Source organism: Agrobacterium sp. NPDC058088, from assembly GCF_042885035.1.
Taxonomy (GTDB): domain Bacteria; phylum Pseudomonadota; class Alphaproteobacteria; order Rhizobiales; family Rhizobiaceae; genus Agrobacterium.
On the sequence record NZ_JBHVSU010000008.1, the window covers coordinates 121,939 to 146,856 of the forward strand.

Here is a 24,918-nt window from a genome sequence, read left to right on the forward strand (position 1 = left end):
TCGTTCGTTAAGCGCCCATGATTGACGATGACGCAAGACCGAAGCCGGTCGTTGGTGCCGAAAACAATGGTACCCAAACCGCATCCGCAAAGGATGTTCCCGACACCGATGATCCGCCTCCGCCGGAGGAACTGGAACCCGCTTCGGACTTGACGCCGGAGCAGGCGGAGGAGGTTCGCAGGAAATATCTGCTGAAACGCTTCTGGATCAGTGCCCGAGGTTTCTGGAGCCGGCGCGGCGATGTGCTGGCATGGCCGTTCACGCTCGGACTATTGGCGATGATCGGTGTAAATGTCGGCTTCCAGTATGGAATCAACATCTGGAATCGCGGGATTTTCGACGCCATCGAAAAACGGGACGCGTCGACGGTTTATTTTCTCGCCTCCATATTCCCCGCGCTGGTGCTCGGTAGTGTCGTCATCGTCACCTCACAGGTCTATGTGAGGATGCGTATCCAACGGCGCTGGCGTTCCTGGCTCACGAAGGGGCTCGTTGGAAGGTGGATTGCAAACGGCCGTTATTATCAGCTCAACCTGATCGATGGGGATCACCAAAATCCCGAAGCGAGACTTTCGGAAGATATGCGGATCGCGACGGAGGCGCCGGTGGACTTTGTTTCCGGTGTCATCGCTGCCTTCGTTTCTGCCTCCACCTTTATCGTCGTCTTGTGGACGATCGGCGGAGATCTGACGCTGTCGATCGGCGGTGTCTGGATCACGATCCCAGGCTTTCTGGTCGTCGCAGCCGTTATCTACGCGTCGATCACATCCACCGCCATAGCCTTTATTGCCCGCAACTTCGTCAAGGTTTCCGAGGTCAAAAACCAGGTTGAAGCTGAGTTCCGTTATACGCTCACGCGCGTCAGGGAAAATGGTGAGAGCATCGCCCTGCTGGGTGGCGAGGAGGAAGAACGAAGCGATCTCGACAAGAGGTTCGGCAATGTCCGGCGGCAGTGGCGTCTCATGGCGCAGCAATATATGCGCACGACGGTCGTCTCGAATGGATCGATGCTGATTGCACCCGTCGTGCCGCTTCTTCTCTGTTCACCGAAGTTTCTCGATGGAAGCATGTCGCTCGGCGAAGTCATGCAGGCCGCTTCCGCCTTCACGATTGTCCAGTCCGCATTCGGATGGCTGGTCGACAATTATCCGCGTCTCGCGGACTGGAACGCCTGCGCCCGGCGCGTTGCCTCGCTGATGATGTCGCTCGATGGTCTCGAGCGGGCTGAAAAGAGCGATAAGGTCGGCAGGATCGTGCGCGGCGAGACCGAAGGCGACACAATGCTCAGTCTCAAGGATGTTTCCGTCTCGCTTGGAGACGGCACCGCCGTCGTCAAGGAAACGGATGTCGAGATCGGCGCAGGTGAGCGTGTATTGGTATCGGGAGAATCCGGCTCAGGCAAAAGCACGCTGGTACGTGCCATTTCAGGCCTCTGGCCCTGGGGCGGAGGCAGCGTCAACTTCCGCCCTGACAGCAGATTGTTCATGCTGCCACAACGCCCCTACATTCCTTCCGGCACGCTTCGCCGCGCTGTCTCCTATCCTCAGCCGGCTGAAACCTGGACGCCCGAAGAGATTGGCGCAGCTCTCGATAAGGTTGGCCTTGGTCAGCTTAAGGAAAAGATTGAGGACGAGGCACCCTGGGACCAGACACTATCAGGCGGGGAAAAACAACGGCTGACATTCGCGCGCCTGTTGCTGAACGCGCCCGATATCATCGTCATGGATGAGGCGACGGCAGCTCTTGACGAGAAAAGTCAGGACAAGATGATGCAGACGGTTATCGATGAACTGCCTGACGCCACGATCATCAGCGTCGCGCACCGTGCCGAACTGGAAGCATTTCACAGCCGCAAAATTACGCTGGAGCGCCGGGATGGCGGCGCAAAGTTGGTCAGCGATATCGAGCTCATCCCGAAGAAGGCAAGGACAGGCTCCATGCTTCGCAGAATGGTCAAGCGTACCAGTGGTTCGAAACGATAGCGGCGCAATCGGGATCGTGAACAATGCCGTCGCGAGCTTTTGCGGCGGCCCTAACATCGCCCCCATAGGTTGCACCGGAAAGTGGGCGCGCCGGGGCATGTTTTCCGAGCATGCCATTTAAAAGGCAGTTCTAATGCGAAACGATTGAAATTTCGCCTTTCAAAATCTCGTCTATAAGATTTCATGTCTCCAAAATCGCCACATGCCTATTCATTAATCAAAAATTAGAAAATTAGTTAATGCAATTTTTACTATGTTGCGACGCACAAAAACTTCATCCACCATTTCAATACTGCGGGAGGAACGGTTTCTCAACAACAGAGGAGTTGACTTTATGCTGTTCCGCAATAAGCCTGACGCAAACTATAAGGGCGCATCCGTAAGATTGGCATCCTATACTGTTCTCGGTGTAGTGGCGACCGTGTTTTCTTCTTCCGTGTTTCCGCCTGTATTTTCATCCCAGACGAGCCGTGCTCTCATCAATGCCCCGATCATTCCCTTGACGACACCGATTAGCGGCGTTGTGAAAACGTCAAATGAGAGGGGTGGTGCCACAATCGAGAATGACAAGGTCGACAATACCACGCTGATCGGCCTGAAGGTTCAACTTGCGGCGCTCGACAACGAGATGCGTCAGAAGACCTCCATCATCTCGGACTATGCGTCGCGGATTGACGATCTCAACAAGGATCTTTCCAACCAGCAGGCAGCGTTACTGCTGCGGACCGAATCCGATCTTGATGCCGCAGAGGCGGCCCTGCAGATGGTGACCTACTCCACCCGGATCGCAAAAGCCGAAGCCGCCCGCAAACAAAAGCTGGTCGATAAGGGCGTTTTCCACGGCATCAGCGAAGATATCGCCGATACGATACAACTTGAAGATACAAAACTGAAGGCGGCCCGTGTTGCCGTCGACAAGCTGAACAAGGACATGAACTTCGCGCGGCAGGGGATCTATATTGGCTCCGACCTGCAGTCCCTGCAAAACCTCCAGCAGGAAATCCGCACCAGAACCGCCGATCTGATGCAGGTCCGCATGCAGATGACGACACTTGAGACACGCAGAAGCGAGCTTGAGAGCCTGGCAACGACAGAAGCATCGCGCATCGACAGGCTGACCCGTGCCGATCTTGCCATTCCGCCAGGCACGACGCTTTACAAGCCGGTGGCTGCGACCGGGCGGGAAGTGGTCGCCGGGGACACACTTGCCGAGGCGCTTGATTGCCGGAATGCGTTTGTCGTGGCGATCTTCTCCGAGCGCCAGGCGCAGGCCCTGTCCGTTGGGTCGCGTGTCAAGGTCGATGCGGGAAACTGGGCTCAGGAGAGCGGCGGAACGGTGGAACGGCTGGTGCCCCGGACAACGGAGCGTGTGGATCTGGATTATGCTGTGCCGTTTCCCCCCACGGAGCGACGTGAACTCTATGCCTTCATCCGCATGGATGGAGCCGATCAGCCGGATCTTTCCCATCAGAAATCCTGTTCGGTCGGCACATGGGTCAATGTAAGCCTGCCAAACGAATGGCTGGTCAGGACGCGCGATTACGTCAACGAAGCATCCGCTGATCTCCTTAAGTTCGCGGAGAATTCCGCAAGGGAGATTCCCTCTGTAACGCAGGCAGCCATTGCGCTTCTTGAAACCTCGCGCGACAGGATTTTCGACTACATAGGAGTGGAGCAGCCGCGTCAGGGACCCTTGCCGGAGCTCGCGGAACCCGCCCGCCAACTGCACGATAAAAGACACGCCGTAAACAGTCCCGTGTCCCGGACCAAAATTTCGCAAACTCAATCCTGACACCCGCATGGATTGGGCGAGCCCTGCGGGTTCACTCCTATGCCCGCAGGGCAGTTCTTCATTCTTAAAAGCGATGTTTGGAAGCGCGCATGCAAGCCGGCGCGCAGCCGACCTGTTGCGAGGTAAGGGCAATGTATTTCAGTGCTGAAGGTGACGTTCAGTCGGTACTTTATGTGAACCTGACGATTGCGATTGGGGCGATCCTGTTCACCCTTCTCGCCGATCCGCGAAAGACGGTCGACAGGTTAGCCTTCAGCGTCATCATGTTGCTGTCGCTTGGTGTCTATATCGTGTGGCGGGCGACGGATACTCTGCCGCCGCCGGAACTGACCCTCGAAACCCTCTGGTGCTACACCTACTTCACCTTCGAGCTGATCTCGGTGCTCTACGCCATGGGCTCCATCCTCATCCTGCTTCGCCGGACCGACTGGTCAGCCGCTGCCGATCGAGGAGAAGCCCATCTCGAAGGTAACCCGCTTGCGCCGCTCGTCGATGTGTTTATCTGCACCTATAACGAGCCGCTGAACGTCCTCGAAAAGTCTATCATCGCTGCACAGGCGATGGATTATCCGCGACTGCGTGTCTTCGTGTGTGACGACACACGTCGCGCCGAGGTAAGAACCTATTGCGAAGCCGTGGGCGTGAACTACGTCACACGTCCCGACAACAAGCACGCCAAGGCAGGAAATCTCAACAATGCGCTGGTTCACACCAATGCGCTGGACGAGGTTTCCGACTTCATCATGGTTCTCGACGCGGATTTCGCGCCCCAGGCAAACTTCCTGCGGCGCGTGACGGGTCTCTTTTCCGACCCGAAGGTGGCTGTCGTCCAGACGCCTCAATTCTATTTCAACAGTGATCCAATTCAGCACAATCTGGGGGTGGGCAAGAGCTTCGTCGATGATCAGCGCGTCTTCTTCGACGTGTTCCAGCCAGCCAAGGATGCGGTGGGCTGTGCTTTCTGCGTCGGCACGAGCTTCGTCGTTCGCCGCGCCGCGGTAAATGGTATTGGCGGTTTCCCTTCGGAGGCCCTCTCAGAGGACATGCTGCTGACATATCGCCTGATGGAAAGGGGATATGTTACACGCTGGCTGAATGAGAAGCTGAGCGTTGGCTTGTCTGCCGAAGGCGTGCCTGAATATATTACCCAACGCACCCGCTGGTGTCTTGGCACAATCCAGATCGGGCTTTTGCGGACTGGACCTCTCTGGCGCGGAAATTTTACGCTGACCCAGCGGCTGCATTATTTGCATGGACTTTTCTGCTGGCTATCGAAGCCGTTTATCCTGTGCCTGCTGCTCGCGCCGTCGATTTACTGGCTGACGGGCGTATCGGCGCTGCAGGCGGATGAGCTGATGTTCATGAAGCTCGGCCTCTCATCTCTTGCGCTTTTCTGGACCTATTCCACCTGGATATCCGGCAAGAGGACGCTTCCTCTCTTCACCGAAGTCACCCACGCCCTGACGGCTGTACCCATTACCATCACGCTTTTTCAGGCAATCCGTAAACCGTTCGGGCGCCCGTTCAAAGTCACCGAAAAGGGAGGAGACCGATCCCAGGTCCGAGTCCATATCCCGACGGCGATTTTTTTCGCTTTCGTGACCCTCTCTTCGGCCGTGTCCATCGTGGTCGCGGTCTATGGTCTGGATGCTCCGTCGGAGCTCTCCTCGCGGGACTGCCTCAATCTAATCTGGTCCGCCGTCGCGATGGTGATTGCATTCACCAGCTTCATTTGTTGCATTGAATTGCCCCGTTTCGACAAGGAGGAATTGATCGGAGTGGATTTTCGCGGACAGTTGCGATCCGTATCCTCGACGAGATCGGTGCGTATCACCGCCCTTTCAACGGAAAACATCACATTGGCTGCGGTCCCGTCTTCCAGCGATGTAACGGATGTTTTTGTACCTGAGGCAGGGTGGATGCGGATTAGCCCCACGGATCACGCGAAGGAATCCGGGAAGTTCGATATTCACCCCAGTGACGAGCAGCGGCGGTCCATTTTGCGCCTGTTGTTTCGCAAGGCTCCTGAAAATGTCGCGGAACAGGGCGACCTGATGAAATCCATGCGGATTCTTCTCGCACGGGCATTCGGGTGAACGGCCCTGGAGGGGTTTGCAACAGCGCGAAAGGGTTTGTCGGGATGAGCATCCGAAACATAATCGCAGCGCTTATGATGTTTTTCGCGATGACGTGCACGGCGGCGGCCGGGAAAATAGCGGATCGTGCTGGTCTCGCCGCAACGCTGTGCGACGGTCTTGCGGGCAGGATGGACCAATCAACCGAACCGTTCTTGCTCCGCAGTTTCGAGCCGGGTGCTTCAGGGAAGCCGCTTGATCCGGCGCTGTCAAATACGGCTTTCACCTATGATAATGCGCTCGCCTCCATCGCTCTTTTCGCCTGTGGAGAGGATGATAAGGCGCTGAGGATCGTCGAGGCTCTGCGTTTTGCGCTTCAGCACGACCGGACCTATCGCGATGGGCGGGTCCGAAATGCCTATCGTGCGGGCGCTGTCGATGTTCATCAGGGTGCCATGCTTCTGCCGGGCTTCTGGGATGAGAGCCGCAAGGCATGGATGGAGGACGAATATCAGGTTGGGAGTTCCACCGGAAATCTTGCCTGGGCAGCGCTGGCGTTTCTCGCTGCTTTTGATCGTTCGGGCGATAGAGCCTATCTCTCGGCTGCGTCGTCACTCATCGAATGGATCAACCAAAACACCAGAGGAACAGGTGGTCTCGGCTTTACGGGCGGCACGTTCGGTCAGGATGCCCAACCGATCCATCTCGACTGGAAATCGACGGAGCATAATCTTGACGTCTTTGCCGCTGCTGCCTGGCTGAGCGAGATCGACCAGACGAAGGACTGGCGATCCGTGCAGGACCGAGCATTGTCTTTTCTCAATGCCATGTGGAATGGGGGTGAGGGGCGTTTTTACGTGGGCAGTTTGCCAGGCGGCGACACGCCGAACGCCAGCCAGTCCGGCATTGATTCCGAAGTTTGGCCGATCATGGCCGTGCCAAAATTCCGTGCACGCGCAGCCAGGGTTCTGGATTGGATCGATCGTCATTACGCCGTTGACGGCGGCTTCGATTTTAACGACGACCGGGACGGCATATGGCTGGAAGGCACAGCGCAGGCTGCGCTGGCATTTGATATTGTGGGGCATCATGACCGCGCGCAGGCACTTCTCGAGACGATCGGAGCGCAAATCTCGTCGGAGAACCTTGTCTATGCCACGGTCGGTCCGGAACTGACGACGGGCCTGAAAATAGGTCCGGATTCCACGTCCGCAGACTTTAAATATTTCCGTTTACCTCATGTCGGCGCGACTGCTTGGGGTGTACTCGCTGCCAAAGGCTGGAATCCTTTCACGAGAAGGGGAGTTACGGAAATGCACGAAGCGGAATGATGTAGATACGTCTCAACTGCGCTTGATTTTCAAAGGTTCTTGGAAGCGCTTCACGCAAAAAAAACCCTCCGTCAGGAGGGTCGTAATGGTGCTGACCTTACGCGCTCGTAAGGAGGTGCGGAGGGGAACAGTCCGCGCCTTTTAAATGCGGGGGATGGAAAATGGTTCCGCTTCCAATTCGTTTTTTTCGAACGTCAGCCGTTGTTTGGGTTAGCTCGAGCCGCCGAGAAGCCCAAATCGCCCCGTCAGAGCGGGCTCAGAGCTCGATAGGATAAACTTCCCCATGCGTGGCAACAACCGCTTCTCCAGATGCAGTCACCCAGCCGCGGAACATGCCCGGGGTGTTGTACGGAGCGGCGATGTGGCCCGCCGTATCAATGGCGACCAGACCTGCACCAATATCGTAGGGAGCCAGATCCCTGTACACGAGATCGCCGGCAGCGCTTTCCAGCTCCTGTCCGAGATAGGCGACGCGGGACGCGATCTCGTGGCCGACGACGTAACGGATGAAAAATTCTCCTTTGCCGGTGCCGGAAACCGCACAGGCGCCATCGCGTGCATATGTGCCGGCGCCGATTACCGGGCTATCGCCCACCCGGCCATCGGGCTTGTTGGTATAGCCGCCGGTGGAGGTGGCCGCGGCGAGATGCCCCGCGACATCGAGTGCCACCGCACCTACGGTGCCATGTTTTTCGTTTTCCGTCGCTTCCGTGCCCGCTACCGCATGGCGCTTCATCGCCGCCAGCGCCTCAAGGCGTTTTTGCGTGGTGAAATAGGGTTGAGCCTCCGTGGCCAGGCCTTTTTCCTCGGCGAAGCGATCTGCTGCTTCACCTGTGAGATAGACGGCACGTTCGTCCGCCATCAGCGCGCGAGCCGCCTTTACCGGGTTGCGAATGGCGCGGGATGCGCTGATCGCGCCTGCCGCCAGCGTCGCACCGTCCATGATTGAGGCATCCAGCTCATGAATCCCGTTCTCGTTGAGCGCCGCTCCGTGGCCTGCATTGAAATGCGGGCTGTCCTCCATGACGACGACCGCCGCCTCGACGGCTTCGAGTGCCGTCCCGCCAGCCTTCAGCACACCATAACCGGCACGCAGCGCCGCTGCCAGATCATCGCGGGCCGCAGCCCATTCCGCTGCCGTCATGCTGTCTTCGGGCATCACGCCACAACCGCCATGAATGGCCAGTGCGATTTTCGTCATATGCTCGCTCCCTCGTCACCCCATTTTAGCGGGGCCTCCTATAATCAATGAAACGTGATATCGCCGATGACCCGCACGCGAACCCGCCGCGCGCCGCCAGGCAGATAGGCAATCGGGATATCCTCTACCTCAAGCGTCTTGAGACTCGCTCTCTCGGCGCCTGAAGCAACCGCGGCGTTCTGTGCCTCGGTCTCGGCTTCCGCAAGGGCTTCATCGCGGCTCAGTCCGGAAAAGACCTGATCGACCTCGCCGGAAACCTGCGCCATCGCTGCGCCGAGCGCATTGGCAACGCCGGCATTTTCCACACGCAGCACCTGGGACGCACCCGGAACCGTCTCAGGGATAAGGAAAGCCCCGCCGCCGACAGCAACCAGCGGCACATCTTCGGCTGAGGTCTTCATCTGGTCGAAACTGTCCGCCACCATGTCACGGATGCGTTGGAGTGTGGCCCGCAGGAAAGCCGGGTCGAGGCCTTTCACACGGTCACGGTCACCCATCTCGATCAGGCCGGCGGCCACCGCAATATCCGATGTCGTGAGCGTCTCGCCGCCGAAAACACGGGCTTGCGTCAGGATGCGATAACCGACCGAGCGCGGACCGATCTTGCCCGTATCAGGATCGACGATGGTGCCACCGCCGAGCGCAATCGGAAGAAGATCGGGCATGCGGAAGAGTGTGCGTACCCCGCCAATATGGACGATATTGTTCGCTTCCCGCGGAAACCCGCCGACAAGGCAGCCGATATCGGAGGTCGTGCCTCCGACATCCACCACCATAGCATCGGAAAGACCGGTGAGGAAGGCTGCACCACGCATCGAGTTCGTTGGGCCTGAAGCAAAGCTGTGCACCGGGTTGGCAGCGGCGACATTCGCGAGCGCCACGGTGCCGTCATTCTGGGTCAGATAGAACGGGGCCTTCACACCGGCTTCGCGCAACGCATCCGAAAATGCCTGAACAGTTGTCCTGCCAAGTGTCTGCAGTGCCGCGTTCAGCAGGGCGACATTTTCCCGCTCCAGAAGCCCGATGCGGCCAAGCGTATGGGAGAGCGTGATACGCGCGTCGGGGATGACCGAGCGAACGATTTCCGCTGCCCGCACTTCGCATTCGGTTGTCAGCGGCGAGAAGGTCGCCGAAATGGCGATCGAGGTGATGCCCGCATCGCGGATTTTCATCGCTGCCTCCCGAATTTCATCGGGGATCATCGGCACCAACGGGCTACCGTCATATTCATGGCCACCATGGACCATGAAGATCAACGGATCGACAGCGTCGTATAAATCTTTTGGCCAGTCGCACATGGGCGGCAGCGAAGAACCGGTCGGCAGAGCGATGCGGATGGCGGCAACCCGTTCCAGCCGGGCGCGCTCCACCACCGCATTGGTGAAATGGGTGGTGCCGATCATCACCGCATCGATCGGTCGGTCCGCCGCGCCGACATGGCCAGACACGTGCGCGAGCGCGGCCTTTACGCCCGACAGAACATCCTGCGTGGTCGGAACCTTGATGGAGGCTACAATGGTGTCTCCATCAATCAGAACGGCATCCGTATTGGTGCCGCCAACGTCAATACCGATGCGTTTCATGGGAATACCGATCTGAAGTCAATGTCATAACCAAAGGCGCGCGGGCCGACGGCGGCGATGCCGGCCGGCGTCGTCAAAAGCTCTGGTGCCGGCAGGGCGACAACCGTCACGCGCTGACCGTAACGCACCGATTCCGTACCGATGGCGCCACCGGAAACCGTATCGAGAAGGCAGAGCAGGTCCGGCGTCATGGCGACTGGCTGGCCATCGCGGAAGGCAACGGCCCACTCATTCTGGAATGCGAGCTCCATGCGCGAACCACGGTCGGCATCGATACCTTCAATGGTCGTGCTGCCGCGCAGGAAACCACCTGTGGTCTCGCGGGCCACGTCCACCACCTTGCCGCGGAACAGCTGCTTGCCGCCCTCGTGGTCGAGAACCGCCTGAACCGGATCGTCATGGCGTGCACGGGCTTCCATCACCGCGCGCCCGAGTTCGGTCGCCTTGGTAACGGTGTAATGAATACCCCACTCCTTCACTTCCCTGCCGGTGCGGGGGGCCTTGCAGGTGGCGGCGGTGGAGCCTACTTCGGTGCAGACCTTGCGCGAGATGCGCTCCATCCATTTCCAGGAGGCTGCGCGGGTCACGATCACCTCATTGTCGCGCACATCGACCAGCGACAGCGGAAACATCGGCAGGTTGCCGATGGCGAAAGACGTCATCTGCGCTTCGGGATAGGCGCGTCCCATGGCGTCCGCATTCACGACCGGCCGGTCCAGAACGGCGGCGGCGAGGAAGGAAGAAAGCGCATTCGAGCCGCCGATTTCAACGCTCATGATCGCCCGGAACGGCTTGCCGAGATAATCCTCCATCACCTCGACGGCACGGGCGAGATGCACGGGATCACCCAGTCGTTCCTGACCGACAAGCGGCGCACCCATCTTGGAGACGACGGCAACCATGTCGTCATCGGCAAGCGCCATGGGATCCATGACCTTCACCCGCCGCCCCTCGGCATAGAGACGCCGCAGATTGAGCGTCGAGATATAGGGGTTGCCGCCGCCACCCGTTCCCAGAATCCAGGCACCGGTGGCCAGAGGTTCGATATCGTCTTCGGAAAATTCCTGGATCATGCGTCATCCTCGGGCATGCCGCAGCCTTTCCGGCTGCAGGCGATGCTCCTTCCCTTTGAAGTTCCAAATCTGGCCAACCCCGCATTTGTGGCGGGGCCGGTTTTCATGAGGTCAAGATCACTCGGCCTTGCAGTCCCAATGGAAGTTGGAGAAGTTCAGGTCCCAGCTCTGCATGGGAATGAACTCGTAACCCTGAAGGCACTTGTTCGCCGCATAACGGCGGTTCGGCGCAACCGCCCAGACGTCAGGCTGAAGATCGACGATTTTCGTCTGCATTTCCTTGTAGGTGGCGTTCTGCTCGTTGACATCGGTGGTGGAGCGAACCTTGTCGATCAAGCCGTCGATTTCCGCGTTCTGCAGCCATTCCATCGACATCCAGGTGCCGGAAGCCTTGGAATGATACTGGTTGTAGAACATCGAATCCGGCGACGGATAGGTCGGCGAGATATTCACCTGCGTCGATGCCGGCGTCGTTTCGGGCTTGGAAGAAAGCTCGACGATACGGTTCCACGGCTCGGGCTTGATATCGAGCGTGATGCCGATCTGCTCGAGGCTGGATTGCAGGAGCAAGGCCACTTCCGCCTCGAAGGCCAGCGACGCGACATAGCTGTTGACGAGCGTTATCTTCTGGCCGGCATATTTCGACTTCGCGAGTTCTTCCTTGGCCTTTTCCAGATCGTAGACGCCCGGCTGGATATCGCCGTTATGCGCATCCTTGAACGCGTCGGAAAGCGGCCCCTTCATATCGAAGCCCGGATAGATCACTTCCTGGATCGTCTTGTAGTCGGTCGCATAGGCGATGGCGCGGCGGACGTGGACGTCGTCGGTCGGATAGACCTTGGTATTGAGCTTGATGACGAAGCCGCCGGCGGTCCGGGTCTGGATCAGCTTGTAGCCCTTCATCCGGCCGATGGATTCATAGGTGTCGTTGCCAAGCCCGTGCGAGGAAAGGCCGAGCTCGCCCTTCTCCGCCAGCGCCTTGACGGTAGCGTCGTCGCTGGTCTGCACGAAGCGCACCTCATCGATCGGCTTGCCCTTCGTCCAGCCGAGGAAATAATCGGCGTTGCGGGCGATTACCATGTCGGCGGAACGGTTGTAGCTGACCAGCTTATAGGGGCCGGAACCGGCGGAATGTTCCCCGACATAAGCCTCACCCCATTTGTCTTCGGGCTTGGTATTGGCTTCGATCAGCGTCTTGTTCATCGCCATCATCAGCGGCGTTGCCGCCATGAAGGGCGAGAACTGGCGCTCGATCTTCATGACCAGCGTGGCATCGTCAGGCGCGGTAACGTTTTCGGGCTTCAGCACGCCGACGATGAGGTTCGACGGGCCCTTGTTGATGCCGAGCAGGCGCTGGACCGACCAGGCAAGATCGGCCGCCTTCACTGCCGTACCGTCCTGGAATTTCGCATCGTCGCGCAGGTGGAAAGTGTAGGTCAGGCCGTCTTCGGAAATCTCCCAGGATTTCGCGAGATGCGGCACGATTTCGCCCTTGGCGTTTACCGTGGTCAGACCGTCATACATGTTCACGATGGCCATGTAGCCGGTGTAGTCGGTCACTTTTGCCGGGTCGAGCGAGCTGAATATCTGCATGGTGTTGACCGCGACCGACACCTTGTCTTCCGCAAGAACTGCGGAAGAGATAAGCGGCAACGTGAGCGCCGTGCCGAGTGCCAGCGCAGCGAGACGGGAAGAAAATACAGGCATTTTCATTTTTTGTTCTCCTCTTTATTGCGGGTCATTGGCCCGCTTATGGTTAGGCAGCCTTGCTGACCGGAACGGGCAGCGGTGAGAAAGGAATGTCCGGGTAACCGAAGGCCGCCGGCCCGACGACCTCAAGCGCGCGGGCGCTGCGCAGCAGGTCATGGCAGGGGATGGCGATGACGGCCACGCGCTGGCCGTAGCGCAGCACTTCGGTAGTGATCGGATAACCGGTGTCGACATCGAGCAGGACGATCAGATCGGGCACCGTCACTTCCACTTTGCCGTCACGGGAAAACAGCAGGAATTCGTTCTGGATGGCGACGCCTGCTGTCTGACCGGCGCAATCATCAAAGCCGGAAAGCGTGAGATCGCCAACCGCGAAACCGCCGCGAAGATGGCGCTTCAGATCGGTGATCTTGCCGTTGAAGATGCGCCGCCCGCCTTCGAGCGCGCAGACTGCGGCAATCGGGTCTTCCTGCTGTTTGCGGGCGCGGATCACTGCCTCGCCGATCGCGATCGCCTTGGTGTAGGTTTTCGGAATGCCATACTGGTGCACGTAATGCGCCTGCATCGGCGCGGTCGCCAACATCGCACCGCCGCCCTGCGACACGACGCAGGCGCGCGCCATGCGCTCGTGCCAGACCTCGGAAACGGCATGGCTGAAGATGACGGCATTGCCATGCAGATCGCACATCACCGACGGCGTGGAACTATGGCCATAGATGGAGAAGGTGGTCATCTGCATCTCGGGAAAAGCCCGGCCCATGCCGTCGCAATCGAGGATCGGCAGGCCGCCCAGCGCCGCCGTCACCAGCGGGTTCATGGAATTGGAACCGCCGATTTCCTCGCAGACGATGGCGTCGATGGGCGTGCGGATCAGCTCTTCCATGGCGCGCAGGCACCGCAGGCCTTCGCGACCTTCGCGAATGCGCTCGACGCCGACGACAGGCGCGCCGATACCGCCAATGGACATGCAGAGCGCGTCCGGCTCAATCGCGTCGGTTGCGAGGATCTTCATCTCGTAGCCGGCCTTCATGGCCTCCAGCGCAAGAAGCTTGCCGAGATAAGGATTGCCGCCGCCGCCCGTGCCGAGAATGCCTGCGCCGATTTCCAGCGCGTCGAGATCTTCACGGGTCAGCGTCCGCAATGCCGCTTCGTCATATTTCAGCTTGCGTGTCTCAGCCATGATTGGCTCCCATTTCTCCAACAACTTTCACGTGAATGCGGGTGGCGTTGCCGGGCAGGTAAGCCAGCGGCATATCCTCGCGCTCGATCACTTCGAGCGTCGAGGCAATCGCGCCAGCGGCAACCGCCTTTTCGCGGGCTTCCGCTTCTGCCTCAGCCAGTGCGCTCTCGCGTGTGCGTCCATCGACGAGTGAGAAGACCCGGTCGGTCTCACCGCTGATCTGCGCAATGGCCGCGCCAACGGCATTGGCCACCGCGAAATTCTCAGGCCGAATGACATCAAGATCACCGATGCGATCCGGCATCAGGATGGATCCGCCGCCAACGGCGATAACCGGCACCGGTGACGACGAAATGCGGCTGCGCTCCACGCAGGCCTCCAGCATGTCGTTGATCTTGCTGACGGCAGCATCCACGAGCTTTTTATCAAGGCTGGAGACCAGCTTTTTCTCGCCAACATCGGCCTTGCCGGAGGCAACCGCGATATCGGTCGCTGTCAGGGTCGAGCCACCGAAGCAGAGCGCCTCGCGGCGGACGCGGTAACCGACGGATTTCGGTCCGACAGTCAGGCCATGGTCGCCATTGACCACGAGGGAACCGCCGCCGAGACCGATGGAGAAAACGTCAGGCATGCGGAAATTGGTGCGCACGCCGCCAATATCCACCGTGGTCGAGGCCTGACGCGGGAAACCGTGGGACAGCGAGCCGACGTCCGACGTGGTGCCGCCCACATCCACGACGACGGCATCCTTGAGACCGGTGAGGAAGGCCGCACCACGCATGGAGTTCGTCGGACCGGAAGCAAAGGTGAGCACGGGGAAACCGCGCACCACATCAGCCGCCATCAGCGTGCCGTCGTTCTGGGTGATATAAAACGGGCAGGTGATGCCCGCAGCCTTCAGCGCAGCGCCGAAAGCGGCAACCGTGCGGTCGGCAAGCGACAGCAGGCTGGCATTCATGATTGCAGCACTTTCCCGTGCAAGCAGGCCATGGCGGCCGATATCTTTGGACATCACCACCGGCAGGCCGGGGCAGCGTTCCTGCAGGATTTCCTTCGCCCGAAGCTCCATTGCATCGTTGATGCCGCTAAAAACGCAGGTGACGGCAGCCGCCTTCAGGCCCTTGGCGCGGATATCGGCGGCGATGCGAACGATCTCGTCCTCATCGAGCGGCGAAATTTCGCGACCGTCGAATTCGTAACCGCCGCGCACTTGATATCCGTGGTTGCCGACGATTTCCCGGAGGTCATCCGGCCAGTCGACCATGGGCGGCAGGCCAGCGCCGGAGGGCAGGCCGAGCCGGATGGCTGCAACCTCGTCCATATGCCGGCGCTCGATCACCGCATTGGTGAAATGTGTGGTGCCGATCATCACGGCACCGATGCGCGACCTGTCTATGCCCGATGCCTCGATGACCTTTTCAAGCGCTTCGATGACACCTGACGTCACATCCTCTGTCGTGGAGGCCTTCACCCCCGCCAGAACGGTTTTATCCTGCAACACAACGGCATCGGTATTCGTGCCGCCGACGTCAATTCCAACGCGATACACGTCAGGCTCCTCTTTCATCAATCGGTCGTTTTGACGAGGAAGCGCATGCGCTCCTCCTCGGTCACCGTGGGTTTGAGACGTTCTTCCTCGTCGGTGACGACGGGGATGGCCGCGATCAGCGCGCGGGTGTAGGGATGGGCCGGCTCGGCGAAGACCGCCGACGTCACGCCCTCTTCGACGATCTCGCCCCGCAGCATGATGGCGATGCGCGAACAGAAATTGCGCATCAGCGACAGGTCGTGCGAGATCATCAGATAGGTCAGGCCAAGCTCCTCGCGCAGCTGCAGCAAAAGGTCGATAACCGTCTTCTGCACGGAGACATCGAGTGCGGCCGTCGGCTCATCAAGGATGAGAATTTTCGGCTCGGCCGCCAACGCCCGGGCAATCGCCACACGCTGCTTCTGGCCGCCGGACAGCTCATGCGGATATTTGCCGAGATAGGATTGCGGCAGCCGCACCAGCCCCATCAGTTCCTGCATGCGGTTTTCACGCGCAGGCCCGTCCATGCCGATGGATTTCAGCGGCAGGGCAAGCGTCTGTTTCACCGTGCGCTTTGGATTGAGCGAGGTGCCCGGGTTTTGATAGACGATCTGCGTCAGTCGCTTGCCGCGCGCAGGCGCCGGGGCGTCAATGACAAGATTGCCGGAGGTCGGGCGCGAAAGGCCCATGATCATGCGCGCGACCGAGGTCTTGCCGGAACCGGATTCGCCCGCAAGGCCAAAAACCTCGCCCTGCTTCAGCGTCAGGTTCACATCCCGCACGGCATGGTAGCCATTGCGCCGGCCATAAATCTTGTTCAGCCCTTCGAGTGTGATGATCGGCTGCCGCGTGCTCTGCTCCAGATCGGTGACGCGCGGACCATAAAGCGGAGGCACGGCATCCAGAAGCGAGCGCGTATAGCCCTCGGCAGGCGTATGCAGGATTTGCGTGCAGGGTCCGGTCTCAACGATATCGCCATGATGCATGACCACGACTCGATCCGCCACCTTGCGCACGACGCCGAGATTGTGCGTGATCATCAAGAGCGCCATGTTTTCTTCGGCGACCAGCTCGTTGATGAGATTGAGGATTTCATCTTGCGTCGTCACATCAAGCGCCGTGCCCGGCTCGTCCGCGATCAGGAGCTTCGGCTGGTGCAGCAGGGCAAGCCCGATCAGCACGCGCTGGCGCATGCCGCCCGAAAGTTCGGAGGGATAGGCGTTCATCACCCGCTCGGTGTCGGCAAGCTGCACCCGGCGTAGAACGGCAGCAATGCGGTTGCGACGCTCGACCTTGGAAGAGTTGATTCCATCGCGCTTGTCGGCAAAACGCATGACGTCATCGAGATGCGTGCCGATCTTGAAGACCGGGTTGAAGGAGGAGAGCGGGTCCTGCATGATCAGTGAAAACGCCGCGCCCTTCAGCGCCTCACGCTCCCTGCGCGGTAAGGAAAGCACATCCCGGCCATCAATGACGATCGCACCGGAGGTGATCGCGGCATTCTTCGGCAAAGTGCCGATGATCGCCTTGGCAGTGACCGATTTGCCCGATCCGGTTTCACCGATCAGCGCCACGCGCTCGCCGGCGGCAACCGTGAAGGCGACATCGCGCAGCACCTGCCGGCTGCGGCCATAGTTGGTGAAGGTGACGTTGAGGTTTTCGACCTTGAGAAGCGGTTCAGTCATGGTTTTAGCTTTCCACGTCGAACATGTCGCGCAGGCCGTCGCCCAGCAGATTGAAACCCAGCGTCACGTAAAGCACGGCCGCGCCGGGGCAGAGCACTTCCCACCAGAAATCCGGCATGAACTGGCGCCCGTCGGCAACCATCGATCCAAGATCAGGGGTCGGCGGCTTGACGCCAAAACCCAGGAAGCTCAGCGTCGCGCCGAACAGGATGACGAAGGCGGCATCGAGCGTCGTCTTGACCGATATGACCGAAACGCAATTGGGCAGTATTTCGCGGAAGAGGATGTGTAACGGGCCCGCACCGGCAAGACGCGCCGCCTCAATGTAATCTTCCGAAGCGATGGACTTCGATACCGAATAGATCAGCCGCGCGTGCCAGGTCCACCACAGCAGCGTGATTGCGATCATGGCGTTCGTCAGCGTCGGTTCCAGGAGGTTGGACACTGCGAGTGCCATGACCAGTGGCGGCATGGCCAGCATCACATTCGTCAGGCCGCTGATGAGTTTTTCGGTCCAGCCGCCGAAATAACCGGCGATCAGGCCAAGAACAGTTCCGACCGGAACGGAAATGCCGAGCACACCGATAACGAGAAGCAGCGAGACGCGGAGCCCGAAGATGGTGCGGGAAAAGATATCGCGCCCTGCCTTGTCGGTGCCGAACCAGTGTTCGAGATCCGGCGGCATGTGGCGAGCGCGGAAATCGACAACCGCGCCGATATGTTTGGGATAGGGCGTGAGCCATGGCGCGAAGACCGCCAGCACCAACACCGACAGGAGGATCAGCGAGCCCATGACCGCCGCCGGATTGCGGCTGAAGCGATACCACATCATGTAACCGGCGCTTAAGCCCCTATCGGTGGGTTCGAGCATTTTCATATCGGCCATCAGCGAGCCTCCTTGCGGCGCAGGCGCGGGTCGATGATCGAGATCAGAACATCCACGATCAGGTTCGCAACGATGAAGAATAGGCCGGCCACCAGCACCACGGCGGTCACGGCGTTGAGGTCTTTCTGCAGGATGGCGTTGAGCCCATAGGAAGCAAAACCGCCCCAGGCGAAGACCATCTCGATCACGAAGGCATTGCCGATCAGCGACGCGAATTCGAGACCCATGATCGTCAGCGGCGCTATGGACGAAAGCTTCAGCAGGTAACGGAAGATGATGACCCGCTCCGGCACGCCGAAGCTTTGCAGGGTCAGTACATGGTCCTTGCGCTAGTTTTCAATCATGGAGGAGCGCGTGATGCGGGTGATCTGGCCGATGCCTGCCATGGAAAGCGCGAAAGCCGGCAGCGCGAGATGTTTAAGCGCATCGAGAACGACGTCGAAACGTCCGGCCAGCACGCCGTCGACAAGGATGAAACCGGTGGGGCCGCCCTGCCAGCCAAGCGAATGATCGAGCCTTCCGATGATCGGCCAGCCGGAGAGAAAGCGCGCTGCCAGCAATTGCAGCGTGATGGCGAAGAGAAAGCTTGGGATCGTGACCCCGGTAAGCGACAGGATGCGGCCGATATGATCCAGCGGCCGGTCGCGGTAATGCGCCGTGATAACGCCGAGCGGGATGGCGACGAGGAACATGAAGATGACCGAGACCAGCACCAGTTCGACGGTGGCGGGAACGGTCTGCGCGAGATCGGTCGTAACCGGACGCTGCGACACCAGCGAAAAACCAAGATCACCGTGCAGCGCGTTGCCGATATAATCGAGATATTGAGCGGCGAGCGGCTTATCGAGGCCCATCTGCCCGCGCAGCGCATCCACCTGCTCCTGCGTTGCCGCCGGACCCAGCGCCATGCGGGCGGGATCTCCGGGCACCACGCGGGCAAGCACAAAAATCATGATGGACAGGGCAATCATGACCAGCACGAAAGTGCCGAGCCTGTTCAAAATCGCGATCAGCGGATGTTGCTGCATCGGTGGAACGTTCCTTGTGCGTCGGTTGGCTGAGCACAAGTTTTCATCGTCGATGCTTTTCAACAATCTCCAAAAGGTATAGTTTTTTGAAAGATTGGTATAGGTTTTGGTGATTAAATCTCCTATCCATTGCGAATGACGCTGTTACCCCGAACCCGCCTTTGCCGTCGCATCGCCCGCCAAACCGATGGTGTGGTTTTTCTGCGTGCGCCGGCGGGAGCGGGAAAAAGCGTGCTGTTGGAGATGATCGCGAAGGAACTGGGTGCCACGATATGCTGCACGCACCAGCCGCGAAGCGATGAAGTGGCCGATGGCTGCCTTCTATGGGATGTGCCGGTCGTTGCGCGGGCCGTGCGTATGCCTGCCGGTATTCTGGAATCGGTGCGGGTTTTGATCATTGCCTGTCGTCCCGATCAACGGGTCAGCGGGCTGGCGCGACAGATCCTGCATCGCGGTTCGCTCACCATTGGGCCGGATGAACTGGCACTGGGGAACGATGAAGCCGAAAGCCTGCCGTTCGAACAGCGACGCATCGCCCTTGAGGATTTTGCGGGATGGCCGGCCTTCCTCGCGTTGGCGCGGCAGCCGGATGAAAGGTTGTGTGCAGAGTATTTGCGGGAAAACTATCTGACGCATCTTTCTCCCGGCCAGACGGTCGAGCTCTGCTTCTGGCTCGAAAACCCGTCTGCGGAACCCAAGGCGGAGTGGAGGGACTTGCTCCCACCTTTCCTCACCGGACGTCCAGAGCAACATCCCACGCTCATACGACTTTTGACCTTTGCCGCGCGCGAACGCCTGGCGATTTTGCAGGCCGGCAGCGCCGTGGTGGAGGTTGCGTCCGCTTTTGAAAGGGCAGGGAACTCGCTCGCGGCGATGGCGATGCTGCTCGACCGGGGTTATGAGACCCACGCCGCACAAATGCTTGAACGCGCTCACGGCCGTGAGCTGATCTACCGAAGCAGCATCGACAGGTTTCGCGAGATCATCATGCGGTTTTCACAGGAGATGATTGCGACGAATGAAACCGTGCTGTTTGCCGTGACACGCGCCCTGCTGAAACAGGGGGAATTGCAGCGCGTGCGACATCTCGTCGGCAAAAGCCTTGGATCGGACTATCTCGATCCGTTGAAGGCGCTTGCCAGGGACTCACGATTTTCTTTTGCCGCCCGAACTTTCCGGCTAAACCTGATGATCGCCGAGGACTTGACGCCAAACGACGCGATGATAACGCGTCTCGGCGAGTTCATGGCTGATTATCCGTTGGACGACCACGGCAAGTGGGCGTCCTACTACAATGCGTTGCTTGAATTCGAAATCCGCCGCCGCAATTTTCGCGAGGCGGAGGCAGCTGCCGCCCGCGCCCTTATCTATCTGCGCAAGATGGGCGGGCAGCCTTTGCTCGAATTCTTCATCCATCTGCATCAGATCGTGCTGCGGCTGATGAGCGGTGACGTGCTTATGGCGCGCCGGGCCGCGCAAGAGGCGCGCGCAAGGCTGGAGCAGGTGCCGCATGATGCCGCGCAGGAGTTCCGGATGTTGCGGCTTGCAGAGGCCTGTCTCGCCTATGAGGCGGGGAAGCCGCGCGATTTGCTGCATTTCGTTGAGCACGAATTCGATGACTTCGCCGCCGCTGAAATCTGGCCAAGCCTGATGCAGTTTGCGTTGTTTTACGCCTCGCAGGTGCTGATCGACCATTTCCCGATGACCGTTCGTGCGGGTTTTCTGGACGGCCTCTGGATTCACCTTTCGGAAGGGCTCCAATTCCATGCGATGATGGAGATCAGGACCGCCATCGCCTACCAGAATGCCAATCGCTGGGCGGATGCTGCCGCCACTCTTTCGGCAATCCGCATGCCGATGGGTCGCAACTGGGTGGAAAGTGCGCATGAGGATCTTTCAAGGCTGACGCGCCGCGACGAAATCGCTTACGTCATGGCGTGGCTGCGTGACGCCGTGCATCTTTTCACGCCACGCGCTTATCTCTCTCGCCAGATAGATGCGATGATCGCCAATCCCAAAGTTACCAACCGGGAAAAAGTGGCACTCAGAATCTGGCAGGGCTACGCCGCCCACCAGCGCCGCGACAATGCCGCCGCCCGTGCGCATATTCTCACAGCTCTTGAATCGGCGACCCGCCTTGGTTGCAGAGGCGTCTTGTCAGAGGAGCGCATCTTCCTGTCTCCACTTTTGAACAATCGTCGCATCCGGAGTTTCATCGAGACCTCTTCCGATGTCCGTACCGCGCTGTCGATATTTGCCGACTCGGTAAACTCCCCGCAGGCACGCGCCCTGCATGGCGGACTTTCCCAGCGGGAAGCGCAGATGCTTCAGCTCCTTGCTGGCGGCATGTCGAACAAGAAGATCGCCCAGACGCTGAACATCTCGGAAGTGACGGTGAAGTTTCACCTGGGCAACCTTTTCCGCAAGCTGGATTGCAAGCGGCGTTCCGAAGCCATTCGTGCAGCGAAGGCTCTGGACTGGCTTTAATACGTCTGCGATCTCTGAAACATCTCTCTTCCGCGTGCGCTCAGCCACATTGGTGCATGAAAGTCGTCATGCCACGCGCATAGATGGGGGTGAGCAGCGCCTCACACGCCCTTCATGATATTGCAGATGCCCTCGCGAATGACGTTTTTGTCGGCGATCTGTCCTGCCTGGATATTGAAAACGGCATCGATCCGGACGGCATTGCCTTTTTGCCTTGCCACCACCCGCAGTGTTTGAATTCTGCCGCTGCCGCTCGTTTCCTGATGGGCATCGATGGATGAGAGCGCCTTGTTGATCTGAATGCCGGAGAAACCTTCCGCTGCGACGGCTTGGGCAAGCTTTTGAAGGACCGCAGGTGCCTTGGCTTTCGGCAGTTCCTGCCACGACTTATAAGACACTGCGGTCACCATCGGCACCCCCGAAACGGTGAAGTTTTTCTCGCAGGATGCTGCGAAAGCAGGGCTTGAGAAGGCGATGAGGCCAAGGGCTGCAATAAGAGATTTCATGGGTAATGTCCGATTGTTGGTGAGGTTTTCAGCTGTCGCCCGCATCAGAACGACGATCTTTTTCCACGGTAGGTCGATGGTGGCGGAAGGGCCTCATGGGCTTGAGCCAGCGTTTCCAGCCATGTTCCCAATCCCTCGGGAACGGCTTCGTTGCCCGCTTCCAGCGCCTCGATCCATGAGAGTTCGCATTGCAAGGCAGAGGCAATATTGATTGGTGTCCAGCGGATCACCCGCAGGCATTCGTTGAAGCGATCTGGCGACATGATGATTTGTTATGTTCCCCGTCATTTTCTGACCGAAGCTTGCCCAAGCGATCACAAGAGTCAATCATTTATGCAACTTTTGATTGGCTCGAATTGAATCACTTCTAGCTGTTCGGTGGGCCGGATCAATTTGCGCCGAGAGCAATCCCCCGCTTGTCAGGATATGCTGCCCGGAACTGGCCCGTGCAAAGATCGGCCGGAATGCATGGATAGTCGCCCTCAGGATTAAAGCCCTGGAGCCGCAGGTTCAGATGCCGCCCCCTACAACCGCCCCCTCGCGCCGTGGATCGGCGCTGCCGGCCAAACCTTGCGCGGTGATCTCAATGGCATGCAAACCGGAATTCATCTCACCTGGTTTCACCTCGTAACCCAGTGCCTTCAGCGGACCGGCCAGTTCTTCCGCGCTGGTGCCTGCCTCTATGTCGTAGGTGCCGAACCGGTTGATCAGATGCGGCTGGGCGACGATCGCCTCAACCGGCATGCCCCAGTCGATATAGGCGATCAGCGCCTGCGCCACATAGCCGATGATCTGGCTGCCACCGGGCGAACCGATGGCGAGCAGTGGCTTGCCATCCTTCATCACGATGGTCGGGGCCATGGAGGAGCGCGGCCGTTTGCCGGGCTCGACGCGATTGGCGATGGGCAGGCCGCCATCATGGGTTTTGAAGGAAAAGTCGGTCAACTCGTTATTGAGCAGGAAGCCGTTCGTCATCAGACGCGAGCCAAAGCCGTTTTCGATCGTCGTCGTCATCGAGACCACATTGCCTTCCTTGTCGACAATGACAAAATGGCTGGTGGAGGGCAATTCGAGCGCTGCATCCCGGCCGAAAAGCAATGCGTGGTCCCATTCCGGCTCGCCGGCCTTGACGGCATCCTTGGTCAGTGCCTTGTCGCCGTCGAGCAGCTTTGCCCTTTCGCCCAGATACGACTTGTCCAGCAGGCCCTTGACCGGAAGCGGCACGAAACCGGTATCAGCGACGTAACGCTCGCGGTCGGCGAAGGCGAGACGTTGCGCGTCGCCGATAATGCGCCAGCTTTCGACGTTTTTCGGCCCCAGGGTCTTGAGATCAAAATTTTCCGCCAAGCCGAGCATCTGGCCGATGGCGATGGCGCCTGACGATGGCGGTCCCATGCCGCAAACATCAAGGCCACGATAGAGGAAGCAGACAGGCTCGCGCTCGATGACGCGATAGTTGGAAAGATCGGAAAGCGACAGCACGCCGGGATTGTCGGTGGCCTCGTGTACAGTCTTTACGATCTCCTCGGCAATTCTCCCCTTGTAAAAGGCGTCCGCGCCGCCTTCGGCGAGGGCCGAAAGCGTCTCGGCATAGGCAGGGTTCTTCAACAGGGCGCCGGCCTCCAGGGGCGCGCCGGAGGTGTCAAAGAAATAGGACTGCGCCTCTGGATATTTCTTCAACCGGTCGCCCTCGGAGGCGATCAGGGACGCCAGGCGCGGTGACACTTTGAAGCCCTCGGCCGCCAGCTTTTCCGCCGGCTTCAGCAGGCTTGCCCACTCCGCCTGTCCATAGCGTTTGTGGGCTTCCTCGAGCAGTCGCACCGTTCCCGGCGTTCCAACGGAGCGACCGCCGATGACAGCGTCCATGAATTTAAGCGGCTGACCCTTGTCGTCCAGGAAGAGCTTTGGTGTGGCGTTCATCGGAGCCGTCTCGCGGCCGTCCAACGTCGTCAGCTTGCCGGTTTTCGCATTGTAATAGACGAGGAAGGCACCCCCTCCGAGGCCTGAACTCTGAGGTTCAACCAGGCCCAGCACCGTCTGCACGGCCACCATCGCATCTATGGCGTTGCCGCCTGCGGCGATCACGTCGCGCCCCGCCTCGGCCGCCAGCGGATTGGCCGCTGCGACCATGAAGCTCTTTGACTCAACACGTCTGGCTGTCGCAACGTCGGTCGCTTTTTCGGGTGCCACCGTATCAGAGGCCTGCTGGGCGAAGGCAATTGCGGTTGACAGCACCAGGGCGACAGCAGCTTCACCGAGAATTCTCATTTTCATGGTCTTATCCTCCAAAGCGTTATGACCCGTTGATGGGAGAGCGGCCTTCCACCGAGAGCCAGTTATCATTTTTGCCGGCGCCCCTCCAACTCAGCCCACGGCCAAGTATCCAACGCCGCCCGTATCCATAACTTGGCCGATCAACGGCAAATCGAGCGCGCTGTTTCTCCCTTCAGAATGAAAGCAGATCATGGAACGGTAGAGGCATGCCGCTTTCCCGTTTGTAGTGCGTCGCACGCTGAGCTTGAGCCGCGGGATCAATGTGACGGCCAATGAAAGAATGTAATTTTGTCTCATCGAGCGGTGTCATTGCATTCCCCAAATCTCTTCGTTGGCGGGCAAAGAGCGACCGCAATTTAACAGGCCAGTGAATGCGCGTAGACAAAGTGACATAGCTCAATGCCACGAAATTGTCACGCCACAGGCTATCGCGCTTTTTGGTCGTGCAATCGTGTTCAGAAGAGGTGGATCTCTTCTTATTTCTCATTGGTGCATTCTTGGGGTTTTCCTCTGGCGGTTCCGAAAGGGTTGCGGAATGGCCACACCTGCACTTTCGAGGACAGTTTTTCGCTAAACTGCAACCGCTAAAGTTGTTGC

At 59.2% G+C, this 24,918-nt stretch carries 17 protein-coding genes and 1 pseudogene; 5 read left to right on the forward strand and 13 right to left on the reverse strand.

What is annotated here, in order from left to right; translation table 11 throughout:
* Window positions 1-17 precede the first annotated feature (17 nt).
* The 4 genes from ACFVTJ_RS19605 (at window position 18) to ACFVTJ_RS19620 (ending at window position 7,180) form a co-directional block, all read left to right on the forward strand.
* Window positions 18-1,982, forward strand: coding sequence for an ABC transporter ATP-binding protein/permease (locus ACFVTJ_RS19605; protein ID WP_386910260.1), 1,965 nt, complete (start codon window positions 18-20; stop codon window positions 1,980-1,982).
* 334 nt (window positions 1,983-2,316) lie between these two features.
* Complete coding sequence (locus ACFVTJ_RS19610) at window positions 2,317-3,774, forward strand: HlyD family secretion protein (protein WP_386910262.1); 1,458 nt, start codon at window positions 2,317-2,319, stop codon at window positions 3,772-3,774.
* A gap of 131 nt (window positions 3,775-3,905) precedes the next feature.
* The gene (locus tag ACFVTJ_RS19615; protein WP_386910356.1) at window positions 3,906-5,870 is read left to right on the forward strand and encodes a glycosyltransferase family 2 protein; all 1,965 of its coding nucleotides are present in this window, start codon (window positions 3,906-3,908) and stop codon (window positions 5,868-5,870) included.
* Window positions 5,871-5,914: 44 nt separating this feature from the next.
* Window positions 5,915-7,180: a hypothetical protein gene (locus tag ACFVTJ_RS19620; protein ID WP_386910264.1), complete on the forward strand. Its 1,266-nt coding sequence runs from the start codon at window positions 5,915-5,917 to the stop codon at window positions 7,178-7,180.
* A 256-nt stretch (window positions 7,181-7,436) separates the two neighbouring features.
* On the opposite strand, the gene ACFVTJ_RS19625 is transcribed toward ACFVTJ_RS19620, so the two are convergent.
* From ACFVTJ_RS19625 to ACFVTJ_RS19665, 9 genes and pseudogenes are all read right to left on the reverse strand, one after another.
* Window positions 7,437-8,381: an isoaspartyl peptidase/L-asparaginase family protein gene (locus ACFVTJ_RS19625; RefSeq protein WP_386910266.1), complete on the reverse strand. Its 945-nt coding sequence runs from the start codon at window positions 8,379-8,381 to the stop codon at window positions 7,437-7,439.
* A gap of 44 nt (window positions 8,382-8,425) precedes the next feature.
* Complete coding sequence (locus ACFVTJ_RS19630) at window positions 8,426-9,964, reverse strand: hydantoinase/oxoprolinase N-terminal domain-containing protein (RefSeq protein WP_386910267.1); 1,539 nt, start codon at window positions 9,962-9,964, stop codon at window positions 8,426-8,428.
* A complete protein-coding gene (locus tag ACFVTJ_RS19635) occupies window positions 9,961-11,037 on the reverse strand; it encodes a DUF917 domain-containing protein (RefSeq protein WP_206913624.1) in 1,077 nt (358 codons plus the stop codon). The genes ACFVTJ_RS19630 and ACFVTJ_RS19635 overlap by 4 nt, the downstream gene beginning before the upstream one ends.
* A gap of 117 nt (window positions 11,038-11,154) precedes the next feature.
* Entirely contained in the window at window positions 11,155-12,750 is a 1,596-nt protein-coding gene (locus ACFVTJ_RS19640; protein ID WP_386910269.1) for an ABC transporter substrate-binding protein, read from the reverse strand.
* A 43-nt stretch (window positions 12,751-12,793) separates the two neighbouring features.
* Window positions 12,794-13,927: a DUF917 domain-containing protein gene (locus tag ACFVTJ_RS19645; RefSeq protein ID WP_386910271.1), complete on the reverse strand. Its 1,134-nt coding sequence runs from the start codon at window positions 13,925-13,927 to the stop codon at window positions 12,794-12,796.
* The gene (locus ACFVTJ_RS19650; RefSeq protein ID WP_003524601.1) at window positions 13,920-15,476 is read right to left on the reverse strand and encodes a hydantoinase/oxoprolinase N-terminal domain-containing protein; all 1,557 of its coding nucleotides are present in this window, start codon (window positions 15,474-15,476) and stop codon (window positions 13,920-13,922) included. Before ACFVTJ_RS19650 ends, ACFVTJ_RS19645 begins: the two co-directional genes overlap by 8 nt.
* Before the next feature lie 17 nt (window positions 15,477-15,493).
* Window positions 15,494-17,140, reverse strand: a complete 1,647-nt coding sequence (locus tag ACFVTJ_RS19655) for an ATP-binding cassette domain-containing protein (RefSeq protein ID WP_386910273.1) — start codon at window positions 17,138-17,140, stop codon at window positions 15,494-15,496.
* Between the two features lie 4 nt (window positions 17,141-17,144).
* Window positions 17,145-18,026: an ABC transporter permease gene (locus ACFVTJ_RS19660; RefSeq protein WP_386910275.1), complete on the reverse strand. Its 882-nt coding sequence runs from the start codon at window positions 18,024-18,026 to the stop codon at window positions 17,145-17,147.
* Window positions 18,026-19,054, reverse strand: a pseudogene (locus ACFVTJ_RS19665) (ABC transporter permease). Before ACFVTJ_RS19665 ends, ACFVTJ_RS19660 begins: the two are co-directional and overlap by 1 nt.
* A 135-nt stretch (window positions 19,055-19,189) precedes the next feature.
* On the opposite strand from ACFVTJ_RS19665, the gene ACFVTJ_RS19670 reads away from it, so the two are divergent.
* A complete protein-coding gene (locus tag ACFVTJ_RS19670) occupies window positions 19,190-21,541 on the forward strand; it encodes a LuxR C-terminal-related transcriptional regulator (RefSeq protein WP_386910277.1) in 2,352 nt (783 codons plus the stop codon).
* 101 nt (window positions 21,542-21,642) lie between these two features.
* Here ACFVTJ_RS19670 and ACFVTJ_RS19675 read toward each other — a convergent pair whose 3' ends face one another.
* The 4 genes from ACFVTJ_RS19675 to ACFVTJ_RS19690 form a co-directional block, all read right to left on the reverse strand.
* Window positions 21,643-22,047, reverse strand: a complete 405-nt coding sequence (locus tag ACFVTJ_RS19675) for a hypothetical protein (RefSeq protein WP_080827660.1) — start codon at window positions 22,045-22,047, stop codon at window positions 21,643-21,645.
* Window positions 22,048-22,091: 44 nt separating this feature from the next.
* A complete protein-coding gene (locus ACFVTJ_RS19680; RefSeq protein WP_386910279.1) occupies window positions 22,092-22,310 on the reverse strand; it encodes a hypothetical protein in 219 nt (72 codons plus the stop codon).
* Window positions 22,311-22,557: 247 nt separating this feature from the next.
* The gene (ggt, locus tag ACFVTJ_RS19685) at window positions 22,558-24,321 is read right to left on the reverse strand and encodes a gamma-glutamyltransferase (protein ID WP_386910281.1); all 1,764 of its coding nucleotides are present in this window, start codon (window positions 24,319-24,321) and stop codon (window positions 22,558-22,560) included.
* Between the two features lie 172 nt (window positions 24,322-24,493).
* The gene (locus tag ACFVTJ_RS19690) at window positions 24,494-24,808 is read right to left on the reverse strand and encodes a hypothetical protein (protein WP_386910283.1); all 315 of its coding nucleotides are present in this window, start codon (window positions 24,806-24,808) and stop codon (window positions 24,494-24,496) included.
* Window positions 24,809-24,918: the final 110 nt, after the last annotated feature.

Coding starts and splice junctions, on each gene's coding strand:
- ACFVTJ_RS19605 (WP_386910260.1), top strand. CDS start 18: ATGATTGACGATGACGCAAGACCGAAGCCGGTCGTTGGTGCCGAAAAC.
- ACFVTJ_RS19610 (WP_386910262.1), top strand. CDS start 2,317: ATGCTGTTCCGCAATAAGCCTGACGCAAACTATAAGGGCGCATCCGTA.
- ACFVTJ_RS19615 (WP_386910356.1), top strand. CDS start 3,906: ATGTATTTCAGTGCTGAAGGTGACGTTCAGTCGGTACTTTATGTGAAC.
- ACFVTJ_RS19620 (WP_386910264.1), top strand. CDS start 5,915: ATGAGCATCCGAAACATAATCGCAGCGCTTATGATGTTTTTCGCGATG.
- ACFVTJ_RS19625 (WP_386910266.1), bottom strand. CDS start 8,381: ATGACGAAAATCGCACTGGCCATTCATGGCGGTTGTGGCGTGATGCCC.
- ACFVTJ_RS19630 (WP_386910267.1), bottom strand. CDS start 9,964: ATGAAACGCATCGGTATTGACGTTGGCGGCACCAATACGGATGCCGTT.
- ACFVTJ_RS19635 (WP_206913624.1), bottom strand. CDS start 11,037: ATGATCCAGGAATTTTCCGAAGACGATATCGAACCTCTGGCCACCGGT.
- ACFVTJ_RS19640 (WP_386910269.1), bottom strand. CDS start 12,750: ATGAAAATGCCTGTATTTTCTTCCCGTCTCGCTGCGCTGGCACTCGGC.
- ACFVTJ_RS19645 (WP_386910271.1), bottom strand. CDS start 13,927: ATGGCTGAGACACGCAAGCTGAAATATGACGAAGCGGCATTGCGGACG.
- ACFVTJ_RS19655 (WP_386910273.1), bottom strand. CDS start 17,140: ATGACTGAACCGCTTCTCAAGGTCGAAAACCTCAACGTCACCTTCACC.
- ACFVTJ_RS19660 (WP_386910275.1), bottom strand. CDS start 18,026: ATGGCCGATATGAAAATGCTCGAACCCACCGATAGGGGCTTAAGCGCC.
- ACFVTJ_RS19670 (WP_386910277.1), top strand. CDS start 19,190: ATGACGCTGTTACCCCGAACCCGCCTTTGCCGTCGCATCGCCCGCCAA.
- ACFVTJ_RS19675 (WP_080827660.1), bottom strand. CDS start 22,047: ATGAAATCTCTTATTGCAGCCCTTGGCCTCATCGCCTTCTCAAGCCCT.
- ACFVTJ_RS19680 (WP_386910279.1), bottom strand. CDS start 22,310: ATGTCGCCAGATCGCTTCAACGAATGCCTGCGGGTGATCCGCTGGACA.
- ggt (WP_386910281.1), bottom strand. CDS start 24,321: ATGAAAATGAGAATTCTCGGTGAAGCTGCTGTCGCCCTGGTGCTGTCA.
- ACFVTJ_RS19690 (WP_386910283.1), bottom strand. CDS start 24,808: ATGAGAAATAAGAAGAGATCCACCTCTTCTGAACACGATTGCACGACC.